The organism is Micromonospora sp. NBC_01655 (assembly GCF_026339755.1).
Taxonomy (GTDB): domain Bacteria; phylum Actinomycetota; class Actinomycetes; order Mycobacteriales; family Micromonosporaceae; genus Micromonospora.
In genome coordinates this window covers 1868827-1892093 of sequence record NZ_JAPEQF010000001.1, presented here as the reverse complement: position 1 = coordinate 1892093, position 23267 = coordinate 1868827, and the positions used below count along the sequence as shown (strand labels likewise).

The following is a 23267-nucleotide window of genomic DNA, read 5'->3' as shown; positions in this document are numbered from 1 at the left end:
GAGGGCGGGGCCGTTCTGTGTCCGGGGTCAGTCCTGAGGTGCGGCGAGCGCGGCGAACAGGCGCCGGCCGGCGCGGATCAGGTCCTCGTGCTCCTGCAACTTGGCGTCCCGTGCCTGACACTCGTCGCCGTGCTCGTTCAGCCGGTCGACCAGCGCCTCCAACGTGTCGGCCAGGCTGTCCACGGTCATCTCCTCTGGGGATCGGGCGCCCCGGACTCCAGCCCCGAACGGCATCCGGCCGAGGATGCGGAACAAGCGGAGGCGGTCCCGAGGGGTCAGGGCGCTGGTCGGGGTGGCGGTGGCGGGCTGGCTCATGGGATTCCTCCAGGTCGGTACGGGGTGGGGCCGACCTGGTGGTCGGCCCCGGGGGCGGTCAGCGGTCCTGGGCGGGGAGCCCGGCCCGCCAGGTGGCGGCGGCGAGGGCGGCCTCGGCGTTGAGCAGGATGCCGGTGGCGGCGGCCAGGGTGGGGGCGGTGCCGGCTTGGACCATCTGGCGGGCGGCGGTGCGGATCTCGGTGGCGGTCATCGCTGTCTCCCTCGGTACGTTGTCCTGCTGACATGGACAACGTTACGGGGGCGGCATCCGCCTTGTCAAGCCCACATGGACAACGTAAGTTGAGCAGCGTGACCGACTACCTCGACAGCGCCGCCCTCGCCGCCCGCCTCGGCATCAAGCCCGCCAGCATCCACCGCATGCGCAGCCGCGGCGACCTGCCCGAGCCCGACCGCGTGATCGGACGCTCGCCCGCATGGCTGCCCGCCACGATCGACCGGTGGCAGGCCAGCCGGCCCGGCCACGGCTGGCGCAAGGCCGACACCGGCGAGGTCCCGGCGCCCACCCCGGCCAAGCCCGTCGACGAGCTGCTCCCGCTGCCGCCGGGGGACATCCGCTTCGACGGGACCACGATCAGCGCGGGAGGGATGCCGCTCGCCCCGGGCCGGTACGCCTTCGGCAACGCTGGCGGCGTGCTGACTGTGGAGCCCCACGAGGACGACGAGCCCACGGAGTAGCCCTCCCCCGCACACGCAGCGCCCCCGCACGGCTTCCGGCCGGCGGGGGCGCTCTCGTGCGTGCAGGGGTCAGCTCGCCGCGGCGATCCGCTCCGCGCGGACTTCCCGGATCCTGCGCTTCGCCGTCGCCTCGGACACCTCGAACTCCTCCATCACGTGGCGCACGATCTCGGCGTACTGGTGGCCGCGGTCCAGCATCTTGCCGATCACGGCTTCGATCGTCTCCGGCTCGTCCTCCTCCTCCTCGTCGTCCTGGTCGAGATCCACGTCAGCCTCGCGGCCCGCCGTAGGCGCGGGCCCGTAGACCCGGATGCGGCGCCCGCCAACCTCGGCGATCCCTCCCCACCAGTCGGTGTCACGGTCGGTGTCATCGGTGTCAGACACCGTGCTGACCTGTGGTTTGACACTGACACCGGTGTCACCCTCCCCGGTGGGGGAGGGGTCCTGACGGGACCGTACGTGGTGGTGGATGGTGGCCCCGGCGATGTAGACGGCGGCGACGATGGCCAGGGCGATGGGCCCGCCCCAGCCACGGGACGGCTCCTCGGCGGCGGCCAGCAGCGTGGTGGTGGTCAGCATCAGGCAGCTCCGAACAGGAGGGCGGGCAGCGGGGCGACGACGCCGGTCACGATGTCGACCAGCGAGCGGGTGAGGTCCCCGACGACGCCGCCGGGCAGGTCGGACATCATGCCGAGGATGATCGCGACGATCCAGAGCTTCCCATTGAGCCGGTAGAGCGGGCTCTGCGGGAAGCTCAGCGTCGCGAACCGGCCGAGCTTCTTGCCGAGCTTGACGGGCAGCAGGCAGCCGATGGTGTAGATCCAGAGCAGGCCGATGATCGCGCCAAGGATCGCGTTGACGCTGGCTCCGGCGATGTATGCGCCGCCGGTGGAGTCGAGCAGGCTCTGGATCACGCCGCCGGCTGCGGCGACGGTCTTCTGGTCGGCGGGCGACCCGTTGAAGCCCTCGCGGATGGCGGGCAGGGCCATGAAGAACGCGGCCCGGTCTCGCAACGAGTTCGGCCCGATGCTCATGTAGTCGACGACGATCGCGAGCAGCAGCAGGATCGCCACCGCCGTCGGGGACATGGTGTGTTCCACGTCAGCCCCCCAGCCAGTCGAGGACCGTCGTGCCGGTCCGGGTGTCGCGGATCTCCAGCCGCGGGGAGTCCATCGGTTCGTTCTCCGCCCGCGCCGCCCGGGTGAGGGCCTGGAGCAGGCGGTCGAGCATCCCATCGACGCCGGGGCCCTCCAGGTCGAGCTGGTAGGTGATGACGCGCTTGTGCAGCACCTCGTACTGGCCGTCGAAGACGTGCACGCGGTAGATGGTCACCGGTCCATCTCCAGGTGGGCGAGCGCGGGGAACAGCAGGAGGCCGTTCACGACCATGGCGCCGGCGGCGATCCCGGCGAGCAGCTCGTGGCCCTCCAGGATCGCGATGAGCGCGGCGGCCAGGGCGCCGAGGACCGCACCGGCCAGGCCAAGGGCGATGGGCGTCCAAGGCATGGGCCGGGTCAGCCAGACGACCGGCACGGCACCGGCCTGGCATAGCTCGGCCGCCCGCCGGTTGGCGTCGTCCTGCGTGCGGGCGGGGAAGGTGATGGTGTGGCCGGCGAGGGCCCGCAGCGGCGAGTCGGCCGGCACGGTGCCGGCGACCCGGTAGGGAGCGGTCATCATGGGTGGTGCCTCTCTGTAGGTGCGGGGCCCGGCCGGGCTGTCCAGGCGTAGGCCGGGCCCCGCGTGGGTGGGTCAGCGGGCGCCGCGCCGCCACGCGTTGTACGCGGCGTCGATCTCCGCCGGGGTGGACGCCCTCGCCACCGCGTCCCGGACCGCCCGGGCGCGCCCGAACTGCGGGCTGTCGATGTCCCGGGCGGCGGCGGTGTCCTCGTCGTCGGTCGCCTTGATGAGCCGGGCGACCTGGTCCTGCCGCACGGGCGGCTCGGGCCGCTTCCTGCCGAACATGGGTCAGCCCTCCCGGTCCGGGTCGGTGTTGGCGATGCGGTCCAGCTCGGCCGCGAGGTGCGGCAGGCCGGCGGCGCGGATGTCCTGGCGGAGCTGGGTGTGCCGCTGCGGGTCGCCCTTCGCGGCGATCAGGTCCCGCTCCAGGTCGGCGATGGTCTTCTTCGGCACGGTCAGCTCTCCTTCTGGGCCTTGGCCCGGTTGCTCTTCCAGCGGTTGGCGGTGGCCTTGCTGACGCCCGTCGCCTCGGCCAGTTCCGCGCCTGACGGCTCACGGTCGAGCCGCTTGGTGAGTCGGGCGTGAGCCGTCCGGAGCTTGCGGTCGTCGGCGCGAGATGAGTCGGCCGTGAGCCGCTCGGTGAGTCGGCGCTGAGTCGGCGCGTGAGCCGCTACGGCGGTGCGCGGTGAGTCGGTGATCGACTCACGGTGCGGCTCACCCGGGGCGGCCTTGGCCGGCTCGCAGTGGGGCTCGCGCTGAGCCGCTGTCGGCGCAGCCACCGGCTCACGGCGCGGCGCAGCAGGCAGCTCGCGGTGAGCCGACGAGGCAGCCAGGTTGGTCCGCTGCGGGCGGCCGGGGATGGTCTGGTGCCGGGCGATCCAGTCGGCGGGGATCTGGTCCGGGATCTGGTCCGCGATGGCGGCCGGCATCCGGATGCCGTCGATGGTCCGAACCTGGTCCACCTGGGCACGGAGGGAAGCGGTCGCTTGCCGCATCGACAGCCGGGCCTCGTCCATGATTTCCCGCTCGCGGAGTGTCGGCTGGGTGTCGTCCCGGAACAGCTCGGTTTCGATCGACAGCACCCGGCGCAGTTGCTCCCGGGCCGCCTGGACCGTGTCGGCGTCGGCGGCCTTGGTGAGCTGCTGGAGCCGGCGCAGTGCCTCCGCGAGCGGGTCGCGCGTCCGACGACGCCACCGCCGCGCCGGCTCGGCCGGGCGCCCGCCGCCCAGCTTCGCGGCCTGCTGCTGGACGTACAGCTCCATGCCGGCGTCGACCAGGGCGACGATGCGCCGCTGAGCGAACACCTCGGTCAGGTCGTCCACGGTGCCCGGCTTGAGCAGGCCGAGGCGCACGCCGATGCGCTGCGGCGTCCAGATCCACCGGGACGGCTGCCGCTCGGCGGGCTCGACGTCGGCGTACAGGCTCATGTACCAGATGCCGGCTGCCAGCGGCGGGGTGACGAGCCGGAGCACCACCTCGGTGACGGAGTTGGAGGCGGTGGAGGCGATGACACCGGAGGCGACCGCGACGAGCCACACGAACCGCATGTGCCTGGTGATGTCCGGGGCTTGACCCTCGGCGGCGGCGGCGAGCTTGTGGGCGGCCAGGCTGCCCTGGTGCAGCATCACCACCTCGAACGTGGCGCAGAACATCAGCGACCCGGCGGTGTTGAGGCCGAGGGGCCCGTGGGCGACCTCGAACATGCCCTCCATCGCGAAGAGGGTGGCCAGGCTGACCGCGACCACGCCGAGCTTCTCGTGCACCTCACCGGTGCGCAGGAACCGCCAGATCAGGGCGAGGGCGAGCAGCGCAGCCACCACTCCGGCGCCGAAGAGCATCGGCTGGCCGTAGCCGACCAGCCAGGCGAGGACGGCGTCGATCGTGGGTCGGATCGACTCGGGGATCTGCATGCCGGCCAGCATGACACACGTTGGAAAGGTTGGAAAGCTTGGTAGGGTGTGTTGCATGCCGAGCCCACTACTTGCTCCCATGCCGGGTCTGGCCGTGCGACCATTGGCCATCTTGATAGACCTGGAAGACCTGGGAGACGACGTGGCTGAGAGCGGTTACCTGACCGTCAACCAGGTCCGCGACCGCTTGATCGCAGCCGGATTCGGCGACAGCGGCCAGACGATCCGGCGCCTGGTGGACTCCGGACACTTCGGCGCGGAGGGCGTCGACTGGTACCTCACCGAGCGGGGCCGCTACCGAAAGATCGCCATTGAAGCAGTCGACCGCCTCATCGCCCGCCGGCGACAGGCCGACCCCAGGAAGGGAGACCACGTGCCCGACGCCGCAACGAAACCCGAGCCCAGCCCGGTAGTGGCCAGCATCGTCACCAGCGAGCGCGGGGTCCTGGTCGGCCGCCGTCACGACGGCAGGCCGCTCTGGACCTTCATCGCCGGCGAGATCGAGCCGGGCGAGTCACCGGCCGACGCGGCCGTGCGCGAAGTCAAGGAGGAAACCGGGCTCCTGGTCCGCGCGGCGCAGCGTGAGATCGGGCGGCGCGTTCACCCCAAGACCGGGCGAACCATGATCTACCTCGCCTGCTACCCGCTCGGCAGGCTGGACGTGTTTGTGGGCGATGAGGACGAGCTGGCCGAGGTCCGCTGGATCACTCTGGACGAGGTCGGGGAGCTGCTGCCCGGCGTCTACGAGCCCGTCCTGCTCCACCTCCAGCGCGAGCTGCCCGACAGCGCGTAGCCCCGACGCTAAGCCGCCCCTGACCGTGCTGGTCGGGGGCGGTCGCGTACCCGGGTCAGGCCAGCCGGATCACGGCGGCCGTCGCGTTGTCGGCGGTCTCGTCCGGGTCGGCGCGCGGCTCGGTCACGGCCACGTCGACCAGCGCATCGGCGAGCGCCTGAACATTCTCGACGTGCGTCTCGGCCAGCTCGGCGATCCGGGCGGCCGGCAACGCCTTGTGCACGCCGTCGCTGGTCAGCAGGACCAGGTCGGCGACGCCGGCCGGCCCCCGCAGCGGCGTCCACGAGATCGTGCTGATGGTCGCGAAGACTAGGCCGTTGAGCACGTAGTCGGCCAGCGCGCCAACGACCTGGTCGCCGTGCTCGGCCAGCGCGGCCCGGTCCAGCTCAGTCAGGCCCGGGTTGCCAAGCATGTGGGTGACGTGCTGGCCGGCGGTCTGGTCTACGGTCCATCGGGTCAGACCGCCGGTTTTGGACCAGGTCCACACCGCGCAGTCGCCCACGTGCGCGATCTCGATGCGCCCGCCCGGCTCGACCGAGACGACCGCGCCGACCGCATTGGGGGCGCCAGGGTAGTCCGGGTAGGTGTCGGCCGCCGCCATGATCCCGGCCTGGGCGCCCCGGTGCGCGGCAACAACCGCTGCGGTGCAGGCGGCCAGTTGGGCGGCGGCCACCACGGCTGGGCTGGAGCCGATGCCGTCGATCACCGCCGCGCCGACACCGAGGGGCGTGCCGACGACCGCTGCGGCGTCGGCGTTCGCATCGCGGCCGCCGACGCGGGTCGCGCTGGCCAGCGTGACCGTACGGGTGCCGCACTGGTGGATGGTGGTCAAGGTGGTTCCTCTCGTCGGGGCGGTGTTCACAGGTCCGCTGGCGGCCCGAGGTGCCACAGTCCGGCGACGATCAGCGCGGTCCGGGCGTAGGCGCGGTCTCCGCAGCGGCGCACCCGGCACACCGGGCACCGGCCGTCGACGGGCCTGTGACGCACCATCAGCCGCCACCACACCCGGCCGGCGGTCACCGCAGCCCCAGGACGCCGGCGACGAGCAGGACCAGGACGACGGCGGCGCAGAGCCAGCCGGCCAGGTACTGGCGGCGGGTCAGCGGCGGAGCGGCCGGGGCCGGCGGTTGGGGGATCGTCTGCCCGTCGGCGACCGGGGGTCGGCCGTGCGCCACGGGGTGCGCGTGTGGGAGCGGGCCGGTGTGCTCGCGCTCGTCCATGGGGCCTCCGTCGCGGGGGAGGTGGGGGGGCCGGGCGGGACGGTACGGGCGTACCGCCCCCGCCCGGACCAGGGCAGCCCCGCCCGGCGCCAACCAGAGACGAAGTACCCGGGCCCACGCTAGGTCACAGACTGACCACAGGTCAATCACTGCTTGAGGCGGCGTGGCGGCCGTGATCTCATCGGCGAGCCAACCAGGGACGGGACACCGGAGATCTGCATGCCCATGCCAATGTCGTCGCGCCAGATCGCGGACGACCTGACCGCCCGCATCCGCGCTCGGGAGTACGCGCCCGGCAGCAAGCTGCCTACGCTCCGGGAGCTGGCCGACCTGTACTCGGTGAGCGTGAGCACGATCCAGCGCGCCTTGGAGCTGACTCGGGACCGCGGGCTCACCGTGGGCCGAGCAGGCACCGGGGTGTACGTCGTCGAATAGCGCTGTAGCAGAGAGCAGAGTATCCGCCGGGACTCGTTCCTCTGCGACCTGCGTTTACGCAGGTCGCCACAGCGCTAAGGGCGGGAGTTCTTCTAATCCCAAGGCCGCAGGTTCGAATCCTGCCGGGCGCACAGCTACTTTCCTCAGTCGACCGGACCCGTTGAGCCGTCGGTCGACCTGGATCACCAGCGCAGAATCGAGCCGAGCAGGCCGACACCCACGAGCAGCATCGCGACGGCGGCGAGCTTGAACCATCGAGCCTTGCGGCGCGACCGCCGCGCTGCGGCGGTCGCGACACCGAAGCGGAGATACCCGGCGGCGACGAACACGAAGTAGGCGAGTACGGCGCGGGAGGTGGGCTCCACGGTCCTGATCGTACCCTCGTGGCCACTCCTGACCCGACCAGCGGATCCCTGGTGCGGCCGGGCAGCCTTCCGGTCGCACCGGCGGTCGTGGTACGGCGCAGGGCGGTCACCGGAGCCGGATGTCGTCGAGGGTGGGGAAGTCGTACCAGGTCAGCTCAAAGGACGACCCGGTTTCCGGAACCACCGGGTAGACACCCCAGGTGGTCGCCTGGGTGTTCGGCGCGATGCTGAAGGACTCACCGGGGCGCGTCGTGGCGCACCAGGTGTTCTCGGGGTACACGATCCGACCGTCCGCCAGGGTGATCCATGAGGAGATCAGGTCGACGGCGGCGGTCGGGCAGCTCACCGGCCACGGGACCAGCGAGCCGTTACGGTACCTGAGGTTCAGCCGCAGCTTGCCGCCGTTGACCTCGGCGCTGACCAGGGTGACGCTCATCGACGCCTGCTCGTACATGAGCCGGTCGATCTGGTACGTCCGCCTCGTGGGCTGCTCCCTCGCCGGCGACTCGGGCGGGCTGGGGTCGGCGTTCCCGGAACCGGTCGACGTGCGGTCGGGACTCTCGGTGGCGACCGGCGTGACACGGGCGGCGTGCGTGGCACTGGCGGTGGCGGCGACGACGGGGTCCGCCGACCGGGAGGTGGTGAGGTCGGCCAGGTACCCGCCGCCGAGGGCGCCGACGACGGCGAGGCACGCCGTCGCCACCATGACGGCCAGCAGACCGACATACCTCTTCTGCACGGTTGGCTCCTGCCTGGCGAGGGCGGCGATGGCGTGAAGGTAACACCGCCGTCAAAGCCGGCGGGGCGTCCACCACACCGGTGCCCGCGCCGGCCGGCGAACTCGACGGGCCGCGCCCCGACGCGACCCCGCCGGGGCTTCCCGGTGGGCGGACCGACCACGTTCCCGGCCGGGTGGGCTCAGCCGCCGTGCGGGCCGGACGGTCCGGGCCCGGGGATCGCCGCGAGCGCCTCCCGGCCCGCCCCCGCCAGCGCCTGGGAGACGGCGGCGCAGTCCCGGGGCGCGCACCGCCCGGCAATGCGGCGGGCCAGCTCGTCGAGGTACGGGGCGAGCGCCCCGGCCGTCGAGTCACGCCCGATCTCCGAGGCCGGTACGACGACGTTGACGGTGAGCCGCCGCCGGACGGCCGAGTACCGGAGATTGTGCACCCCGCCGTCGCCCTCGGCGCTCGTGATCGATCCGCCCAGGGTGAGGAAGATGTCGACCTCGTCGAGGCCGTCGATCACGATCCGCCCGAACGACTCCTTCAGCGCCCGCCGCAGCGCGGCCGGCTCCGCCAGTGCCCGTTCGGGACCGCCGAGGCGGACTCTGACCGCGACTCTCATGGCATGATCATCCGTCATCCGGTACCGGGCCGGCCACACCGCCGCCCGGTCGGCGGGACAACGGGGCGAGGAGCCGGCCCGGGAGACCGGGCCCGGGTGCAGCTGCGGGCGATCCGGCCGGCAACCGGCTCGGCGCCGGCCGATTGTCAGGTGACGGCAAGGAACGCGGCCAGGTCCAGTTCGCCGACAGTCTGGCCGCCGCTGCGCTCTCCGTTCAAGCGGAACCCGAGCCGCAGGTAGAACTCCTCCGGCCCGTCGTCGCCCGGCTCCCACGTCGTGTGGATCCGGGTCTCCCCGCGCCGCCGCGCCTCCTCGGCCAGGGACCGGACGGCGAAGCGCCCGTACCCGCGCCCCTGCTTCTCGGCGGCGATGTTCAGCCGCCACAGCCCGGACCGCAGGTCGGTCGGGGTGTCCTCCCGCCACGGAATGCGGAAGAAGCCCATCAGGAAGCCGACCAGCTCGTCGCCGTCGTAGACGAGCCGGGGCCAGGCGACGTCCGGCCAGACGTACGCCTCGGCCAACGACCGGGCGACCGACTCGACCAGGTGTTCCTGGTCCGGCCGTACCCTCAGGTCGCATGCGGCATCGACGTTGGCCGGGGTGACCTTATCAAGGCGCAGGGACGGCATCCCGGCACCCTACCGAGCGCCCCGCCGGCCTCTTGACGCACTAATCCGGGTTCCACCACCGTCAGGGCGTCCGGGGGCCGATGCCGTCCTTCGGGGTGGGCGAGACCAGCAGTCCGACCTGGTGGCCGATGAACCGGTACCCGACCTGGGTGGCCGCCCAGAGCAGGTAGCCGCGTTCGGTCCCGGCGACGGCCCGCCCGTCGGCGTGCCCGACGCCGGTGAACAGCACCCAGTTCCCGGACACGGACACCACATCGATGGCCTCGCCGGTGATCCCGGCCTGCCCGGTGCCGTCGGGCAGCGACCCCCGGCGCTCGCGCGCCGCCGACCGGCTGGGGAAGAGGACCGCCGCGAGCCGCACCACAGCGTCGCTGTCGTCGGTGGTCCAGCTTCCCCTGACGGTACGCAGACAGCCGTCCAGCGGACCGTCGTCCTCCAGCACCCCGGCGCAGCCCCGCTGGTCAGCGGCCGACGTGCGGGTCAGGGTGTCCCCCTCGACGGTGAAGGTGCGCTCCGGGAACGCCAGGTCGGCCGTGACCGGGACCGGGTCGACCCGGGCCAGCGCCACGCCGAGCATCGCCAGGCACGCCCCGGCGGCGACGAGCGGCGTCCAGGCGGTCGGCAGGGACACCTTCCGGTTCTTCGCCAGCACCGGGACGACGAGGAGGGCGAGCACGAACAGCCCGACGCCGGCCCCGGCCCAGGTGATGCCGGTGGCCGTCGCGTACTGCCCGGGGCCGTCGACGAGTTCGTCCAGGTCGATGCGCCGGCCGGGCACGAAGAGGAGGCCGGACATGACCAGGGGCGCCCCGACCAGGATCACGACCGGCCGGGCCCGGCCGGGCAGCCGGGACCAGCATGCCCCGACGGTAGCCACGTACAGGAGGGGCAGCGCGATCAGCAGCCAGCCCGCCGTCGCCATGCCGGGACCGGTGCAGCCGGTGACCGCGCAGGCGTTCTCCTGGAGCCAGGCCCGGACCTCGTCGCCGAAGACCCCCTGCACGACGAAGAAGCCGACGATGCCGAGCACGATCAGCCCGAACAGCAGGCCGCTGCGTTCCGACGGGCGGGCCGGGGCGGCCGGGTGCGTGGCCTCGTCGGCGTGGCGGCGCCCGGCCTCGGCGCGAGCCTGCGCGACCAGGTCCACCGACCGACGTCGTCCATCCCTGACGTTCCACATGGTCGCGAGGTTAGAACAGCGCCGCACGCCGGGAGACGGCGCACGGGCGTGGCGCTACGGTGTCCGGGTGACGATTCAGCCGCCGGCCGACCCGATCGAGGCGCTGGAACGGTTCCTCGCCCGGATCGCTCCCTACGACGATCCCGCCGCCGAGCCCGTCGCGACGGTCGACCTGCGGGTGGGCCGGCTACGCGGCTCCTTCCGGCTGACCGACCGGTCGGCCCGGGCGCTGAGCGAGGCGCTGGGCCGGTGGACCGACCCGGACGACGTGGGTCGTTGCGGGGGCTGCGGCGGGCCGGTGGACCGGGACCTGGTGTGCCGCTCGTGCGGCCGGCTGGACGGCATCTTCGGCGCGACGGTGGCGCACCACGCGGAGCGGGTCGCCGGCCACCCCGACTGACCGGCGACAAGGGCTGGGCAACGGGCGCTGACCGGCGGCAGGGGCTGGACGCGCGGCAGGGGCTGGACGCCAGTGAGGGTTGGACGTGCGGCGGAGACCGCCCGGCGGGAGGCCGGGGCGGCACGGTCACCCCCGACTCGGTGCCGCCTGACTCTCGTCCGGCCGGCCGCGGGCGCGGAGCCGGCGCAGCATCCGGGCGTCGCCGAAGCCGACCGCGTGGGCGGCGGCCTCGACGGTGGCGCCGTGGCCGATCAGGTGTTCGGCGCGTTCCACCCGCAGCAACTGCTGGTAGCCGAGCGGGGTCAGCCCGGTGGCCTGCCGGAACAGCCGGGTCAGGGTGCGCTCGGCGACACCTCCGGCGGCGGCCAGGTCGGCCAGCGGCAGCTTGTCCGGGTACCGGGCGTCGATCAGGTCCTGCGCCCGGTGCACCGCGTCGGACAGGTGCGACCGGTGCCGCATCATCGCGCTGGCCTGCTGCTCGTCGCCGTTGCGCCGGGCGTACACCACCAGGGAGCGGGCGATCCGGGCGGCGGCGGACGGCCCGTGCCGGGTCGCCACCATGTGCAGCGCCACGTCGATGCCGCTGGCGATGCCGGCGGAGGTGACCACCCGGTCGTCCACCACGTACAGCACGTCGCGGACCACCCGGGCCGCCGGGAACCGGCGGGCCAGGTCGTCCTGCACCTCGTGGTGGGTGGTGCAGCGCCGGTCGTCGAGCAGGCCGGCCCGGCCGAGCGCGTACGCGCCGGCGCAGACGCTGGCGACGGTGCCGCCGGCCGCGTGGTGGCCGGCCAGCCAGCGCAGCCCCGCCGGATCGACCGGCCCCGGCGGGCCGTGGGCGCGCACCCGCCACCCGGGTACGACCAGCAGATCCTCCCGGTCCAGCTCCGGCCACCCGACGTCGGCCCGCAGCGATACGCCCTGCACGGTCGGCACCTCGGGCCGCTCGGCGACGTAGTGCAGCCGGTAGTCGAACCCGAGGTCGGCGGCGGTGGAGAAGACCTGGGCCGGGCCGGCCAGGTCCAGCAGGTGCAACTGCGGCACGAGCAGGAAGACGACCCGGGCCACCGGCGTCAGCCCCGGGCGTCGGCCAGGACGGCCCCGGACTGCTGCCCCGCCTCGTCACCGGTCAGCTCGGCGACGGTGCCGATCGTGGCGAAGCGGCCGGCGAGGGCGTACTCGGTCCGGGCGACCATCTCCTCGACCGGAAGGGTGCGCGGGTCGGCGAGGATCTCCGCCAGGGTGGCGGTCGCCGGCAGGTCCCGGTGCGGGGTGGGGAAGGTGACGGTCGCGTCGGTCACGAACGTCATCCGGTAGCCGAGGTCGCAGCCGAGCCGGGCGGTCGTCTCCACGCACTGCTCGGTGCGGATGCCGCAGACCGCCAGATCGACGATCCCGGCGAGGGTGAGCAACTGCTGGAGGTTGGTGGTGGTGAAGGCGTTGTGGGCGGTCTTGACCAGCGTCGGCTCCCCGTCCGCCGGGCAGAGGCCGTCGATCAGCCGGACGTGGCCGGACGCCGGGTCGAAGACGGTGCCGGTGCCGGGCTCGGCGTGCAGCACCCAGACGACCAGATCGCGCCGGGACCGGGCGGCGTCGACCAGCCGGGTGACCTGGCCGACGATGTCGGGCCGCGAGGCGTACGCCCAGATCGGGCGCTGCCGGAAGGACTCCTGGACGTCGATGATGAGCAGTGCGGATCTCGTCATGCGGGCAATCCTCGCCGGGCGGGCGGCGCGATGGCAGGCACCATCGCGCCCCGCCCCGGAACGATCCGGCCAGCCCGGCGCCGCGTCAGGCTGCCGGGGTACGCCGGGCGGGCCGGTCCAGCGCGGCGGCCTCCTCCGGGGTCGGCGCGGTGCCGCCGAGGTGCGCCGGCTGCCACCAGGCGTCGTCGGGGCCGGCCGGCGAGTCCGGGTACTCCCGCTGGGCCCGGTCGACGAGGGCGGTCAGCCGGGTCTTCAGCTCGGCGCTCATCGCGTTCGCGTCGGGGTGGGCGGCCGGGTCGATCGGCTCGCCGACGAGGATGGTGATCGGGGTGTGCCGGCGGGTGAGGGTGCGTGGACGGCCCTTCGTCCAGAGCCGCTGGGTGCCCCAGAGCGCGATCGGCAGCAGCGGCACGCCGGCGTCCTGCGCCATCCGGGCCGCCCCGTTCTTGAGATCCTTGACGGTGAACGACCGGCTGATGGTGGCCTCCGGGAAGACGCCCACCACCTCGCCGCCGCGCAGCGCGTCCACCGCCGCGTTGTACGAGGCGGCGCCGGCCCGCCGGTTCACCGGGATGTGCTTCATGCCGCGCATCAGCGGGCCGGAGATCTTGTGCGCGAACACCTCGTGCTTGGCCATGAACCGGACCAGCCGGCGGGACGGGTGCGCGCCGAACCCGCAGAAGATGAAGTCCAGGTAGCTCACGTGGTTGCTGGCCATGACCGCGCCGCCGGTGCGCGGCACGTGGTGGCTGCCCTCCACCTTCAGGCGCAGGTCGAGAACCCGGAACATCGTCTTGGCGGCGGTGATCACGGGCGGGTACACGAGTTCCGGCATTCGGCGACTTTACCCTGCTGACGGCGGGGCACGAAGGGCCGCGCGCCGCGCCGCGGCGCGGACGCCGGGCCGGCGAGGGACCGCTGCGCGGGCCTGTCCTCGGTGGGCGACGGCGAGCAGCGGGGCGACCAGCTCCCGGGCAGACGGCGTGGAGGTCGGGGCGGGGCGACCATGGCGCGGCGCAACGCGTCGTCGAGCACTCGACACCGGATGTCACGTGGTCGGTCGGCCCCCGGCCCGCGGGGAGCGGATCGGGGGCCGGCCGGTCAGGTGGCGAGCTTGTGCAGGTCCAGCCGGCCGCGGGCGAAGGCGTCGACCCGGCCCCAGCGGCCCGGGATGTCCAGCACCTCGATCCGCCCCATGCCGACCGGCAGTCGCGGCTCGACCGAAAGGTGCCCCTCGTGCGGCTCGATACCCAGCATGGTGCGCAGCAACAGCATCGGGGCACCGGTCGACCAGGCCTGCGGGCTGCACGCCGTCGGGTACTCCACCGGGAACTTGGTCAGCTCGCGCTGGTACCCGCCGAACGCCTCGGGCAGCCGCCCGTCGAAGTAGGAGGCGGCGGCGAGGATGCCGTCGGCGATGGTCGCGGCCTCCTCCGCGAAGCCGTACCGACGCAGCCCCCAGGCGATGAACGAGTTGTCGAACGGCCAGATCGTGCCGTTGTGGTAGCCGATCGGGTTGTACCTGACCTCGCCCTCGGCCAGCGTCCGCACCCCCCAGCCGGAGAACAGTCGCGGCCCGATCAGGTGCCCGGCGATCTTCTCGGCCCGGTCCTGGTCGACGATGCCGCTCCACAGCAGGTGACCGATGTTCGAGCTGAGCACGTCCACCTGCCGGCCGTCCGAGTCCAGGGCGAGGGCGAAGTACTGCCCGTCGTCCACCCACCAGTCGCGGTTGAACCGCTCCTTGAGCTGCGCCGCCTCCCGGTCCAACCGCTCGGCGAACGCCGGGTCTCCCCAGAACTCGCGCGCCATCCGGGCGGCCCGGACCTTCGCGTCGTACGCGTACCCCTGCACCTCGCAGGTGGCCCGGGGGAACCCCGGCAACCGCCCGTCCCGGTACGAGATGGAGTCCCAGGAGTCCTTCCAGCACTGGTTCTCCAGGCCGGTGTCGGTGTTGCGCCGCTCGTACCAGATGTAGCCGTTGCCGACCAGGTCGGCGTAGTCGTCGATCCACCTCAGCGCGGCCCGGCACTCCTGCTCCAGCTCCCGGACCAGCGCCACGTCTCCGCTCCACCGCTCGTACTCGTCGAGCAGCACCAGGAACAGCGGCGTCGCGTCCACCGAGCCGTAGTACGGCGAGTGCGGCTGCTCCTCGAACGCGGCCGTCTCGCCGTAGCGCATCTCGTGCAGGATCCGCCCCGGGTCCTCGTCCCGGAAGTCGTCGAACCGGGTGCCCTGCAACGAGGCCAGGATGCGCAGCGTGGTCCGGGACATCTCCGGGGCGAACGGCATGACCTGTAGGCAGGTCAGGATGCTGTCCCGGCCGAACATGGTCATGAACCAGGGCAGTCCGGCCGCGGGCAGCGTCTGCCCGCCGAGCGACAGCGGCGAGAAGCGCAGCGCGGCCAGGTCGACCAGGCTCCGCCGGTACGTGCGGGACAGGTGCTCGCACTCGGAGTTCACCCTCGGCGCGGCGGCGATCCACTCCTCCAGGTCGTGCTGGAGGGCCAGCCGCTCGCCGCTGTGCGCCAGCAGCCCCATCCGCAGGTCCCGGCCGCCCGGCCCGAGCGCGAACGTCTGCACCTCGATGTCCGCGTTCCACTGCTCGTTCGGCTCCAGGTGGACGCTGTACGCGAAGCCGTTGCGGTCGTACCGGGCGGTCTGCGACGAGGAGATCACCGTTTCCCGCCGGAAGTTGCCCCGCCGGTAGCCCAGCCGCAGCCGGTCCGGCTCGGCCTCGGCGTAGGTCTCGCCCTTCTTGTTCAGGATCTCGTCCTTGACCTGGAACAGGTCGGCGAAGTCGGCGCCGGCGTCCATCCTGATCTCCAGGTCGACGGCCTTCTCGTCGTGGTTCAGGATGGTCAGCTGCTCGTGGAAGCTGCCGCCGACCGTCCGCTCGCGGATGATCGACAGCTTGGCGTCGATGTAGTGCGTCGCCATCCCCGGCACCAGGAAGAACCGCGCCTCGTAGTACTGGAGGTCGTCGTAGGAGAGCGAGTTCAGCCGCTCGCCGTTGACCGTCAGCACCCAGCGGGACAGGAACCGGGTGTCGATGGAGAACAGCCCGGTCGGCTCGGTGGGCGTCGCCTCGATGTCGCCGGTGTCCTCCGACACCACGAAGGTGTTGCCGTCGAGGATCCGGACCGTGTTGGCCTGCGCCATCAGCGCACCTCCTGGTGGAAGAGCCGACGCGGCCCCCGGCTGTCCGACGGGCCGGGGAAGATCCGCTCCACCTGCACCACCAGCCGGGCGTCACCGGTCACCGTCATGTCACCACGCAGCAGCGCCGCCAGGCCGTGCTCCCGGCCGGCGGCGAGGTCCTCGAACAGCGCGGGGCTGGTCCCGATCACCGTGTCGGCCTCCCGGTCCTCCTGGCTCACCCGGAGCCGTCCCCGGTCGATCACCAGCAGCCAGTGTCTGGTCTGCGGACCCTCGTGCAGGTCGAAGCGCAGGGTTCCGGAGACCTTGGTCAGCAGTGGCTCGTAACCCCGCCGGTCCAGGTTCTCGAAGAACGTGGTGGTCGCGTCCAGCATCGGGCCCTCTCCTCCCGTCGATCCGCGTTCGACGTCGCAGGAGGGTCCCCGTCCGGTGCGCGGTCAACCTCGCCCGGATCGGGTGAGGCGGGTGGGCGGCCCGGGACGACGCGACGCCGGCCCCCGGGTGGCGGGGGCCGGCACGCCGCGGCGGACGGTCAGTTGTTGGGCTCGTCGGCGCTGATGTCCGCCAGCACCGACTGCGGCTCGCGCTCGACCGCGAGGTCACCAATCGAGATCAAACCGACCAGCCGCCCGTCGTCGATCACCGGCAGCCGGCGTACGGCGTACGTGCGCATCAGGTCGGCGGCGGCCACCGCGTCGTCGTACTGGCTCACCGTGACCACGTCCCGGCTGGTGATCTGGTTGAGCCGGGTCGAACTCGGGTCCATCTGCTCGGCGACACCCCGGACCGTGATGTCCCGGTCCGTGACGATGCCGACCACGTCGGCGCCGTTGGTCACCACCACGTCGCCGATGGCGCTGTCGCGCATCTCCCGCGCCGCGGTGGTGAGCGTCTCGTTGCCGTCCATCGTCACCAACCGGGTCGTCATGAACTCTCCGACCGTTGTCATGGTGCTCCCCTCTCGGTGTCGGCACCCGCGGTCTACCCGCCCGCCCCGAGGGGTAACGCGGACCGGCCGGCCGGTGCGTCGGGCGGGAGCCGGTGCGTCTCGGCGGACCCGCCGCGCGGCGAGGGGCGAGGGGCGGGGGCTCAGCCGCGCGGTGGCATGCCGTAGACCCGCTCGACGTGCAGGCGCAGCACCAGCCGCCCCTCGGCGACCATCGCGGCCCGGAAGTCGTCCCAGTCGGGATGCTCGCCCTGCACGGCCCGGTAGAGCCCGATCAGCTCCTCCACCGTCGCGTCGTCCGCCCGCCGCGCCACCGGGGTCAGCTCGGCCCGCGCCTCGGCCACCGCGTACGCCCAGCCGTCGTCGCTGCTGACGTGGAAGCTGGCGCGGGGGTCCCGGCGCAGGTTGGCGGTCTTGGCCCGCCCGTCGGTGACCGAGACCCGGATCAGCCCGGCCCCCCGGTCGAAGGAGTAGACCACGTTCGACAACTGCGGGCGCCCGTCCCGCTTGATGGTCGCCAGCACGCCCAGCCACCGGCCCGCGATGAGCTCGGTGAGGGCGCGCCGGGTCGTCTCGTCCGCCACGGCAGCCTCCAGGTCGTCGTACCTGGGTCCATCCAACCCGACGCGCGGCCCGCCGGCCGGCCGATGCGACGACCCGGCCGGCGGGAGCGGGGTCAGCGGCCCTCGGCGGCGACCAGTTCGGCGAGCTGCACCGCGTTCAGCGCGGCGCCCTTGCGCAGGTTGTCGTTGGAGCAGAACAGGGCCAACCCGTGCTCCACCGTCTCGTCGGCGCGGATCCGACCCACGTACGTCGGGTCCTGGCCGGCGGCGAGCAGCGGGGTCGGCACGTCGGACAGGGCCACCCCGGGCGCGCCGTCGAGCAGCTCGCGGGCCCGCTGCGGGGTGATCGGCCGGGCGAACCGGGCGTTGATCTGGAGCGAGTGGCCGGTGAAGACCGGGACCCGGACGCAGGTGCCGGAGACCTTCAACCCGGGGATCTCCAGGATCTTGCGGCTCTCGTTGCGCAGCTTCTGCTCCTCGTCGGTCTCCTCGGAGCCGTCGTCGACGATCGAGCCGGCGAGCGGGAGCACGTTGAACGCGATGGGCCGGGCGAAGGCCCGGGGCGCCGGGAACTCCACGGCCCCGCCGTCGAAGGCCAGCCCCGCGGCCTGCTCGGCCACCTTGCGGACCTGTTCCTCCAGCTCGGCCACGCCGGCCAGGCCGGCGCCGGAGACCGCCTGGTACGTCGAGACGACCAGAGCGACCAGCTCCGCCTCGGCGTGCAGCGGGCGCAGCACCGGCATCGCGGCCATCGTGGTGCAGTTCGGGTTGGCGATGATGCCCTTCGGGCGGTTCGCCGCGGCGTGCGGGTTGACCTCGGCGACCACCAGCGGCACGTCCGGGTCCGTCCGGAACGCCGACGAGTTGTCGATCACGACCGCGCCGGTCTCGGCGACCCGGGGGGCCAACTCCTTCGCGGTGCCCTTTCCGGCGGAGAAGAGCACGACGTCCAGCCCGGAGTAGTCGGCGCTGGCCGCGTCCTCGACGGTCACCTCGCCGCCCCGCCACGGCAGGGCGCGCCCCGCCGACCGGGCGGAGGCGAACAGCCGCACCTGCTCCGCCGGGAACTCGCGCTCCGCCAGCACCTGCCGCATCACGCCACCGACCTGGCCGGTGGCCCCCACAATGCCGATCCTCATGCCCGCGAGGCTACCCAGGTCGACGCCCCGGCCGGGAACGCTTTCCCACCGCCCGGCCCCGTCCCGGCCGTGATCCGACCCACCCCGACCACCCCGGCAGCCGCAACGACGACCCCGGCGTGGGGCGTCGCCCGGAAGATCGCAGGCGACCCGGCCGCCGGGCCGCAACATCCGCCGCACCCCCGGCGCCGCCGGCCCGGCAGCCACCACGGCCCGCGCGACGGGAATCACATCTCCCTTCGCCGCGCGGGCCGGTCGGCGGGCCGCCGTGGGTGGGGTCAGCGGGGCGGGTCGACGATCTCGCCGAGGTCGGTGGCGGCGAGGTCGTCGCGGATCAGCGCGGCGTCGCCCTCCACCACCAGGGTGAGCGACTCCGGGTGCAGGTGGGTCGCGGCGGCGGCCGAGACCTGGTCGACGTCGGCGGCGAGCAGCGACTCGCGCAGCCGGGCGTGGTAGTCGTCCGGCAGGTCGTGCACGACCAGGGTGGTCAGCGCCGACGCGATCGCCCGGGGGCTCTGCAACTCGACCGAGAGCTGGCCGGCCCGCCAGGACCGGGCCACGGCCAGCTCGTCGGAGGTCACCCCACCGGCCTGGGTACGGCTGATCTCGCCGACCGCCTCCACCAGCGCCGGCGCGGTCACCGCCGTCTGCACGCCCGAGCTGACCGCGAACCGGCCGAACCGGCGGGACGAGGCGAACTCGCCCCGGATGCCGTACGTGTAGCCGCGCACCTCGCGGATCAGGTGGTTGAGCCGGGAGGTGAACGCCCCGCCGAGCACCGTGCCGGCCAGCAGCGACGGCACGTGGTCGGGGTGCGCCCGGTGCGGCGACGGATGGCCCAGCCGCAGCGTGGACTGCACCGACCCGGGCCGGTCGACCAGGATGATCCGCCGCCCGGCGCGCAGCGACACGTCGATCGGGCCGCCCGGGGTGACCGGGCCGCCGCCGGTGCCGGCGAACGCCGCCGCGCCGAGCGCGTCCAGGTCGAGGCGCTCCAGGTCGCCGGCGACGATCAGGGTGCCGGGGCGGAGGAACCACTCGGAGTGGAAGACGGTGACGTCCTCGACGTCCAGGCCGGCCACCGAGTCCGGGTCGCCGTACATCGGCCGGCCCCACCGGTTCTCCGCGCCGAACAGGTCGGCCCGCAGCGCCGCCTCGGCCCGGGGGCCCGGGTTCGCCCAGTCCATCCGCAGCGCCGTCGCCTCGTCGTCGCGGACCCGCCGCACGTCGTCCGGGTCCAGTCGGGGCGTCCGGACGGCCTCGGCGAGCAGCTCCACGGCGGCGGGCAGCCGGTCCACCGGCACCTGGACGCTGACCTGGAACGAGTCCCAGTCCAGCCCGGTCACCAGCTCGGTGCCGAGCCCCTCCACGGCCAGCGCGTACGTGGTGGCGTCCCGCTGCGTGGTGCCCTCCTCCAGGGCCTTGGCCAGCACCGCGCCGAGCCCCTCCCGGCCGACCGGCTCCCGGCCGGCGCCGGCGTCGAGCAGCAGCAGCGCCACCGCCAGGTTCTGCCCGGGCAGGTGCGCGGCGACGACCTGGCCGCCGGCCACCTCACGGCGCACCACCTGCGGGAACCGGTACGGCCGGGCCAGCCCCGGCCCGGGACGGTCGGCGATCAGGCTCATCGGGACTTCCTTCCGTTCACGACTGCGGGGCCGGCGGGCAGCGGATCGTGGCGGACCACCGGGCGGCGCCGCTCGCTCGTCGCGCTCACGCGCTCTCCTCGGGCAGGTATGCCAGGGTCACCCGGTCCTCGGCGCGCAGCACCTCGGCGGCGAGCGCGGCGATCTGGTCGGCGGTCACCGCGAGCCAGGCGGGCAGCCGCTCGGCGGCGACGGCCGGGTCGCCGAACTGGGTGGCGTACCGCCCGAGGACGTCCGCGCGTCCGTCGACCGTGGACATCTGCCGCCACCATCCGGTGCTCAGCAGCGCCTTGGCCCGGTCCAGCTCGGCGGCGGTGACCGGCACGGTGGCCAGCTCGTCGACCACCTCGGCCACCCCGGCGGCCAGCCGCTCGCCGCCCACCCCGGGCCGGGCGGTGGCGGTCGCGATCAGCGGGGCGGGGGCGTGCGCCAGGTCCACCCCGTACGCGCCGACCAGGTCGGGCTGGGCGATCCGCTCGCCGTCGGCGAGGCGCTGGTAGAGCCGGCTGCCCCGGCCGCTGCCCAGCACGGTGGCGAGGACGGTGAGCACGTCGTACCCGGGGGTGCCGAAGGCGTGGGTGCGGTGCGCGACGAAGACTCGGGGCGCGGGCACGGCGCCCCGGACGGTCTCCGTCACCGGCCCGCCACCGGCCGGCACGTGCCGGCCGTCCGGCGCGGCCGGGATCGACTCCCGGGCCGGGAGGGCGCCGAAGTACTTGTCGGCCAGCGCGAACACCTCGGCCGCGGTGGCGTCCCCGACCACGGTCAGCACCGCGTTGTTCGGCGCGTAGTAGGTGCGGTGGAAGTCCTGGAAGGTGGCCAGGTCGGCGGCGTTCAGGTCGGCCATCGACCCGATCGTCGCGTGGTGGTACGGGTGCCCCGGCGGGTAGAGCAGCGGCAGCAGCCGCAGCCACGCGTCGCCGTACGGCACGTTCTCGTAGCGCTGGCGGCGCTCGTTCTTGACCACGTCCCGCTGGTTGTCCAGCGTCTCCCGGGTCAGCGCCGGCACCAGGCCGCCCATCCGGTCGGCCTCCAGCCAGAGCGCCAGCTCCAGGTGCTCGGCCGGAACCGTCTCGAAGTAGTTCGTCCGGTCCGGGTTGGTGGTGGCGTTCAAGGAGCCGCCGGCGCCCTGGACGAGCTTCATGTGCTCGGTCTTCGCCACGTTCACCGAGCCCTCGAACATCAGGTGCTCGAAGAGGTGGGCGAACCCGGTCTGCCCGTCCGGCTCGTGCCGGGAGCCCACGTCGTACCAGAGGTTGACGGCGACCGCGGGGGCGGTGCGGTCCTCGCTCACCACCACGCGCAGGCCGTTGTCCAGTCGGGTCGTTTCGATCGGCCAGGGGTAACCGCTGTCGGGCATGGCCCGACGCTATCCGATCGCGGGGACGGAGAGGTGACCCGCGCGTGGTCGGCGCGGCGACGCGTCGTCGCCCCGGCCGGGTGCGGCGGGAGCGCGGACGGGCCGCCGCGCCGGGTCGGCTCAGTCGGGGGGTTCGATCGGGGTCACGGTCTCCTCCGAGGTGCGTTGCTCCGGCACCGTGTCGGGGGCGGCGCTCTGGTCCTGCTCCCGCAGGTCCGACTCGGTGAGGATGGCGGCGGCCTGGGCCCGTGGGTCGTCGCTGCCGGCGGCGGCCTCCTCGGGCAGCAGGTGGGCCCGGGACTCGATCCGGGCCTGGTCGCTGTGGGCATTCGTCATGCCGGCCTCTGTACCCCGTGCACGGCTCAGCGGAACGGGCCACGCACCTCGTAGGTGATCCCGCCAGAGGACGAGCCGGAGGTGCCGCGCTGGGAGGAGAAGTAGAGCCGGGTGCCGTCCGGGGAGAACGCCGGCCCGGTGATCTCCGAGGACCCCTGGCCGGTGATCCGCAGGAACGGGGTGACGATCCCGTCCGGCGTGATCATGTTGATCTCCATGTTGCCGCCGTCCTCGGCCACGTACAGGTCGCCCGAGCGGGTGCCGGTGATGTTGTCCACCCCGGTCAGCGGGGCGGTGCCGCCGGTCACCAGCGAGTCGTCGTACGCCAGGTCGATCCGCTGGCCGACCGCGTCGTACGCCCAGACCCGGTTGTCGCCCTTGGTGGTGAACCAGCAGGTCCCGTCGGCGTACCAGCAGCCTTCGCCGCCGTCGAACCTCTTCGCCCCGGACACCTGCTGCCGGGTGGTCGTCGGCGAGCCGTCCGGGTCGGGCACCGGCGCCCAGCTCACCGGGCCGCTGGTGGCGGTCCCGGCGACCAGCACCTCCAGGGTGCCGGCGGACAGGTCGCCCCAGACGGTCGGCCGGAACCGGTAGAAGCAGCCGGTCGTCTCGTCCTCGGTCAGGTAGATCACCCGGCGGACCGGGTCGGCCGCCGCCGCCTCGTGCTTGAACCGGCCCAGCGCCGCTCGCCGCACCGCCGCCGTCCCGCCCTGCGGGTACGTCTCGTAGACGAACCCGCGGCTGACCTCCTCGCAGGACAGCCAGGTCCCCCACGGGGTGGCGCCCCCGGCGCAGTTCTGGTTGGTCCCGGACAGGATCCGGTACGCCGAGGCGATGGTCCCGTCGGCGTCGAACCGCACCGCAGACGCACCGCCGCCGGGGGTGATCTCGGAGTTCGAGACGTAGGTCCACCCGGTTCCGGCCGGGAAACAGGCCCCGCCGTCGGGCGCGTCGTGCCAGGTGTACGACGTGCCGGCGACCGCCTGCCGGGACCGGGCGACCACCCGGCCGGTGAACCCGGCGGGGAGTTGGAGGCCGTTGGCGTCGGCGGCGCCCAGCGGCCCGTACGGACCTACCCCGGGCTGGGCCGGGGCGGCCAGCGCGGCGGAGGACCACAGGCTGCCGGCGAAGGCGGCGGCCCCGTTCACGACGGTGGCGCGCAGCAGCGTACGACGGTCCATTCGAACCTCCCCGGAGATGGCGTGGTGCCGTCGAGGCTACCGACCAATCCATCGATGAAGGTGAACGCCAGGCGAGGCTTTGCCGACGGTCGGATGAGTCTCTCCCGCCGCGTCGGGTACGCTGGTCGCCGTGACGCGGTGGTATCGATGGTTTAGGCAGCCGGCTGGAGGAGCCGGTGACTTCACCATGATCTGACGTCACTCCTCTTCGAGCCGGCCGGGCAGGGACACGGGTTCCTGCCCTTTTGCGTACGAGCAGCCGGCTCGACCT

At 73.4% G+C, this 23267-nt stretch carries 32 protein-coding genes; 4 read left to right on the top strand and 28 right to left on the bottom strand.

Annotated features, from left to right (window positions below):
- Window positions 1-27: 27 nt before the first annotated feature.
- Both OOK41_RS08975 and OOK41_RS08970 read right to left on the bottom strand, forming a co-directional pair.
- Window positions 28-315 (bottom strand): hypothetical protein, encoded by a 288-nt coding sequence (locus OOK41_RS08975; RefSeq protein WP_266263871.1) that lies wholly within the window; start codon window positions 313-315, stop codon window positions 28-30.
- Window positions 316-373: 58 nt separating this feature from the next.
- Window positions 374-526, bottom strand: coding sequence for a hypothetical protein (locus OOK41_RS08970; RefSeq protein ID WP_266263869.1), 153 nt, complete (start codon window positions 524-526; stop codon window positions 374-376).
- A gap of 98 nt (window positions 527-624) precedes the next feature.
- Here OOK41_RS08970 and OOK41_RS08965 point away from each other — a divergent pair, with 98 nt between their 5' ends.
- Window positions 625-1011, top strand: coding sequence for an AlpA family transcriptional regulator (locus tag OOK41_RS08965; RefSeq protein WP_266263867.1), 387 nt, complete (start codon window positions 625-627; stop codon window positions 1009-1011).
- A gap of 69 nt (window positions 1012-1080) precedes the next feature.
- On the opposite strand, the gene OOK41_RS08960 is transcribed toward OOK41_RS08965, so the two are convergent.
- The 7 genes from OOK41_RS08960 to OOK41_RS08930 all read right to left on the bottom strand — a co-directional run bounded on the left by OOK41_RS08960 (window position 1081) and on the right by OOK41_RS08930 (window position 4597).
- Complete coding sequence (locus tag OOK41_RS08960) at window positions 1081-1590, bottom strand: hypothetical protein (RefSeq protein ID WP_266263865.1); 510 nt, start codon at window positions 1588-1590, stop codon at window positions 1081-1083.
- Window positions 1590-2111, bottom strand: coding sequence for a hypothetical protein (locus OOK41_RS08955; RefSeq protein WP_266263863.1), 522 nt, complete (start codon window positions 2109-2111; stop codon window positions 1590-1592). The genes OOK41_RS08960 and OOK41_RS08955 overlap by 1 nt, the downstream gene beginning before the upstream one ends.
- 1 nt (window position 2112) lies before the next feature.
- Window positions 2113-2343 (bottom strand): hypothetical protein, encoded by a 231-nt coding sequence (locus OOK41_RS08950; RefSeq protein WP_266263861.1) that lies wholly within the window; start codon window positions 2341-2343, stop codon window positions 2113-2115.
- The gene (locus OOK41_RS08945) at window positions 2340-2684 is read right to left on the bottom strand and encodes a hypothetical protein (protein WP_266263859.1); all 345 of its coding nucleotides are present in this window, start codon (window positions 2682-2684) and stop codon (window positions 2340-2342) included. The genes OOK41_RS08950 and OOK41_RS08945 overlap by 4 nt, the downstream gene beginning before the upstream one ends.
- A 75-nt stretch (window positions 2685-2759) precedes the next feature.
- Window positions 2760-2972 carry a hypothetical protein gene (locus tag OOK41_RS08940; RefSeq protein ID WP_266263857.1) on the bottom strand — a complete coding sequence of 71 codons (213 nt, stop codon included), beginning with the start codon at window positions 2970-2972 and terminating at the stop codon, window positions 2760-2762.
- Window positions 2973-2975: 3 nt separating this feature from the next.
- Window positions 2976-3140, bottom strand: a complete 165-nt coding sequence (locus tag OOK41_RS08935; RefSeq protein WP_266263855.1) for a hypothetical protein — start codon at window positions 3138-3140, stop codon at window positions 2976-2978.
- A gap of 2 nt (window positions 3141-3142) precedes the next feature.
- A complete protein-coding gene (locus OOK41_RS08930; RefSeq protein ID WP_266263853.1) occupies window positions 3143-4597 on the bottom strand; it encodes a hypothetical protein in 1455 nt (484 codons plus the stop codon).
- Between the two features lie 112 nt (window positions 4598-4709).
- On the opposite strand from OOK41_RS08930, the gene OOK41_RS08925 reads away from it, so the two are divergent.
- A complete protein-coding gene (locus tag OOK41_RS08925) occupies window positions 4710-5390 on the top strand; it encodes an NUDIX hydrolase (protein ID WP_266263851.1) in 681 nt (226 codons plus the stop codon).
- A gap of 55 nt (window positions 5391-5445) precedes the next feature.
- Here OOK41_RS08925 and OOK41_RS08920 read toward each other — a convergent pair whose 3' ends face one another.
- On the bottom strand, window positions 5446-6222 hold the full coding sequence (locus tag OOK41_RS08920) for a hypothetical protein (protein WP_266263849.1): 777 nt from the start codon (window positions 6220-6222) through the stop codon (window positions 5446-5448).
- A gap of 184 nt (window positions 6223-6406) precedes the next feature.
- Entirely contained in the window at window positions 6407-6610 is a 204-nt protein-coding gene (locus tag OOK41_RS08915) for a hypothetical protein (RefSeq protein WP_266263848.1), read from the bottom strand.
- A 219-nt stretch (window positions 6611-6829) separates the two neighbouring features.
- On the opposite strand from OOK41_RS08915, the gene OOK41_RS08910 reads away from it, so the two are divergent.
- Window positions 6830-7045 (top strand): winged helix-turn-helix domain-containing protein, encoded by a 216-nt coding sequence (locus OOK41_RS08910; protein WP_266263847.1) that lies wholly within the window; start codon window positions 6830-6832, stop codon window positions 7043-7045.
- Window positions 7046-7227: 182 nt separating this feature from the next.
- Here OOK41_RS08910 and OOK41_RS08905 read toward each other — a convergent pair whose 3' ends face one another.
- The 5 genes from OOK41_RS08905 to OOK41_RS08885 form a co-directional block, all read right to left on the bottom strand.
- On the bottom strand, window positions 7228-7410 hold the full coding sequence (locus OOK41_RS08905; protein WP_117670838.1) for a hypothetical protein: 183 nt from the start codon (window positions 7408-7410) through the stop codon (window positions 7228-7230).
- Window positions 7411-7516: 106 nt separating this feature from the next.
- Window positions 7517-8149, bottom strand: a complete 633-nt coding sequence (locus tag OOK41_RS08900; protein ID WP_266263845.1) for a hypothetical protein — start codon at window positions 8147-8149, stop codon at window positions 7517-7519.
- Between the two features lie 179 nt (window positions 8150-8328).
- Window positions 8329-8754 carry a hypothetical protein gene (locus OOK41_RS08895; protein WP_266263843.1) on the bottom strand — a complete coding sequence of 142 codons (426 nt, stop codon included), beginning with the start codon at window positions 8752-8754 and terminating at the stop codon, window positions 8329-8331.
- Between the two features lie 146 nt (window positions 8755-8900).
- Entirely contained in the window at window positions 8901-9383 is a 483-nt protein-coding gene (locus OOK41_RS08890; protein ID WP_266263842.1) for a GNAT family N-acetyltransferase, read from the bottom strand.
- A 61-nt stretch (window positions 9384-9444) separates the two neighbouring features.
- Window positions 9445-10563 carry a hypothetical protein gene (locus OOK41_RS08885; RefSeq protein WP_266263841.1) on the bottom strand — a complete coding sequence of 373 codons (1119 nt, stop codon included), beginning with the start codon at window positions 10561-10563 and terminating at the stop codon, window positions 9445-9447.
- Between the two features lie 67 nt (window positions 10564-10630).
- Between OOK41_RS08885 and OOK41_RS08880 the strand changes: the two genes are divergently transcribed.
- A complete protein-coding gene (locus tag OOK41_RS08880; protein WP_128763650.1) occupies window positions 10631-10963 on the top strand; it encodes a hypothetical protein in 333 nt (110 codons plus the stop codon).
- 126 nt (window positions 10964-11089) lie between these two features.
- Here the strand turns inward: OOK41_RS08880 and OOK41_RS08875 are convergent, their stop codons facing one another.
- From OOK41_RS08875 to OOK41_RS08820, 12 genes are all read right to left on the bottom strand, one after another.
- On the bottom strand, window positions 11090-12031 hold the full coding sequence (locus tag OOK41_RS08875) for a GlxA family transcriptional regulator (RefSeq protein WP_266263839.1): 942 nt from the start codon (window positions 12029-12031) through the stop codon (window positions 11090-11092).
- 5 nt (window positions 12032-12036) lie between these two features.
- Complete coding sequence (locus OOK41_RS08870; RefSeq protein ID WP_266263837.1) at window positions 12037-12669, bottom strand: cysteine hydrolase family protein; 633 nt, start codon at window positions 12667-12669, stop codon at window positions 12037-12039.
- Window positions 12670-12754: 85 nt separating this feature from the next.
- Window positions 12755-13504, bottom strand: coding sequence for a 1-acyl-sn-glycerol-3-phosphate acyltransferase (locus tag OOK41_RS08865; RefSeq protein ID WP_266263835.1), 750 nt, complete (start codon window positions 13502-13504; stop codon window positions 12755-12757).
- Between the two features lie 266 nt (window positions 13505-13770).
- Window positions 13771-15831, bottom strand: coding sequence for a glycogen debranching N-terminal domain-containing protein (locus OOK41_RS08860; RefSeq protein WP_117670825.1), 2061 nt, complete (start codon window positions 15829-15831; stop codon window positions 13771-13773).
- On the bottom strand, window positions 15831-16202 hold the full coding sequence (locus OOK41_RS08855; protein WP_266263832.1) for an SCP2 sterol-binding domain-containing protein: 372 nt from the start codon (window positions 16200-16202) through the stop codon (window positions 15831-15833). Before OOK41_RS08855 ends, OOK41_RS08860 begins: the two co-directional genes overlap by 1 nt.
- 158 nt (window positions 16203-16360) lie before the next feature.
- On the bottom strand, window positions 16361-16777 hold the full coding sequence (locus OOK41_RS08850) for a CBS domain-containing protein (RefSeq protein WP_266263830.1): 417 nt from the start codon (window positions 16775-16777) through the stop codon (window positions 16361-16363).
- A gap of 140 nt (window positions 16778-16917) precedes the next feature.
- Window positions 16918-17358 (bottom strand): PPOX class F420-dependent oxidoreductase, encoded by a 441-nt coding sequence (locus OOK41_RS08845; protein ID WP_117670817.1) that lies wholly within the window; start codon window positions 17356-17358, stop codon window positions 16918-16920.
- A 92-nt stretch (window positions 17359-17450) separates the two neighbouring features.
- Complete coding sequence (locus OOK41_RS08840) at window positions 17451-18476, bottom strand: aspartate-semialdehyde dehydrogenase (protein ID WP_117670815.1); 1026 nt, start codon at window positions 18474-18476, stop codon at window positions 17451-17453.
- Window positions 18477-18754: 278 nt separating this feature from the next.
- Complete coding sequence (locus OOK41_RS08835) at window positions 18755-20101, bottom strand: pitrilysin family protein (protein ID WP_266263827.1); 1347 nt, start codon at window positions 20099-20101, stop codon at window positions 18755-18757.
- Window positions 20102-20186: 85 nt separating this feature from the next.
- Window positions 20187-21479 (bottom strand): pitrilysin family protein, encoded by a 1293-nt coding sequence (locus OOK41_RS08830; RefSeq protein ID WP_117670811.1) that lies wholly within the window; start codon window positions 21477-21479, stop codon window positions 20187-20189.
- A gap of 120 nt (window positions 21480-21599) precedes the next feature.
- Window positions 21600-21815: a hypothetical protein gene (locus OOK41_RS08825; protein ID WP_117670810.1), complete on the bottom strand. Its 216-nt coding sequence runs from the start codon at window positions 21813-21815 to the stop codon at window positions 21600-21602.
- A gap of 26 nt (window positions 21816-21841) precedes the next feature.
- A complete protein-coding gene (locus OOK41_RS08820; RefSeq protein WP_266263825.1) occupies window positions 21842-22996 on the bottom strand; it encodes an alkaline phosphatase PhoX in 1155 nt (384 codons plus the stop codon).
- Window positions 22997-23267: the final 271 nt, after the last annotated feature.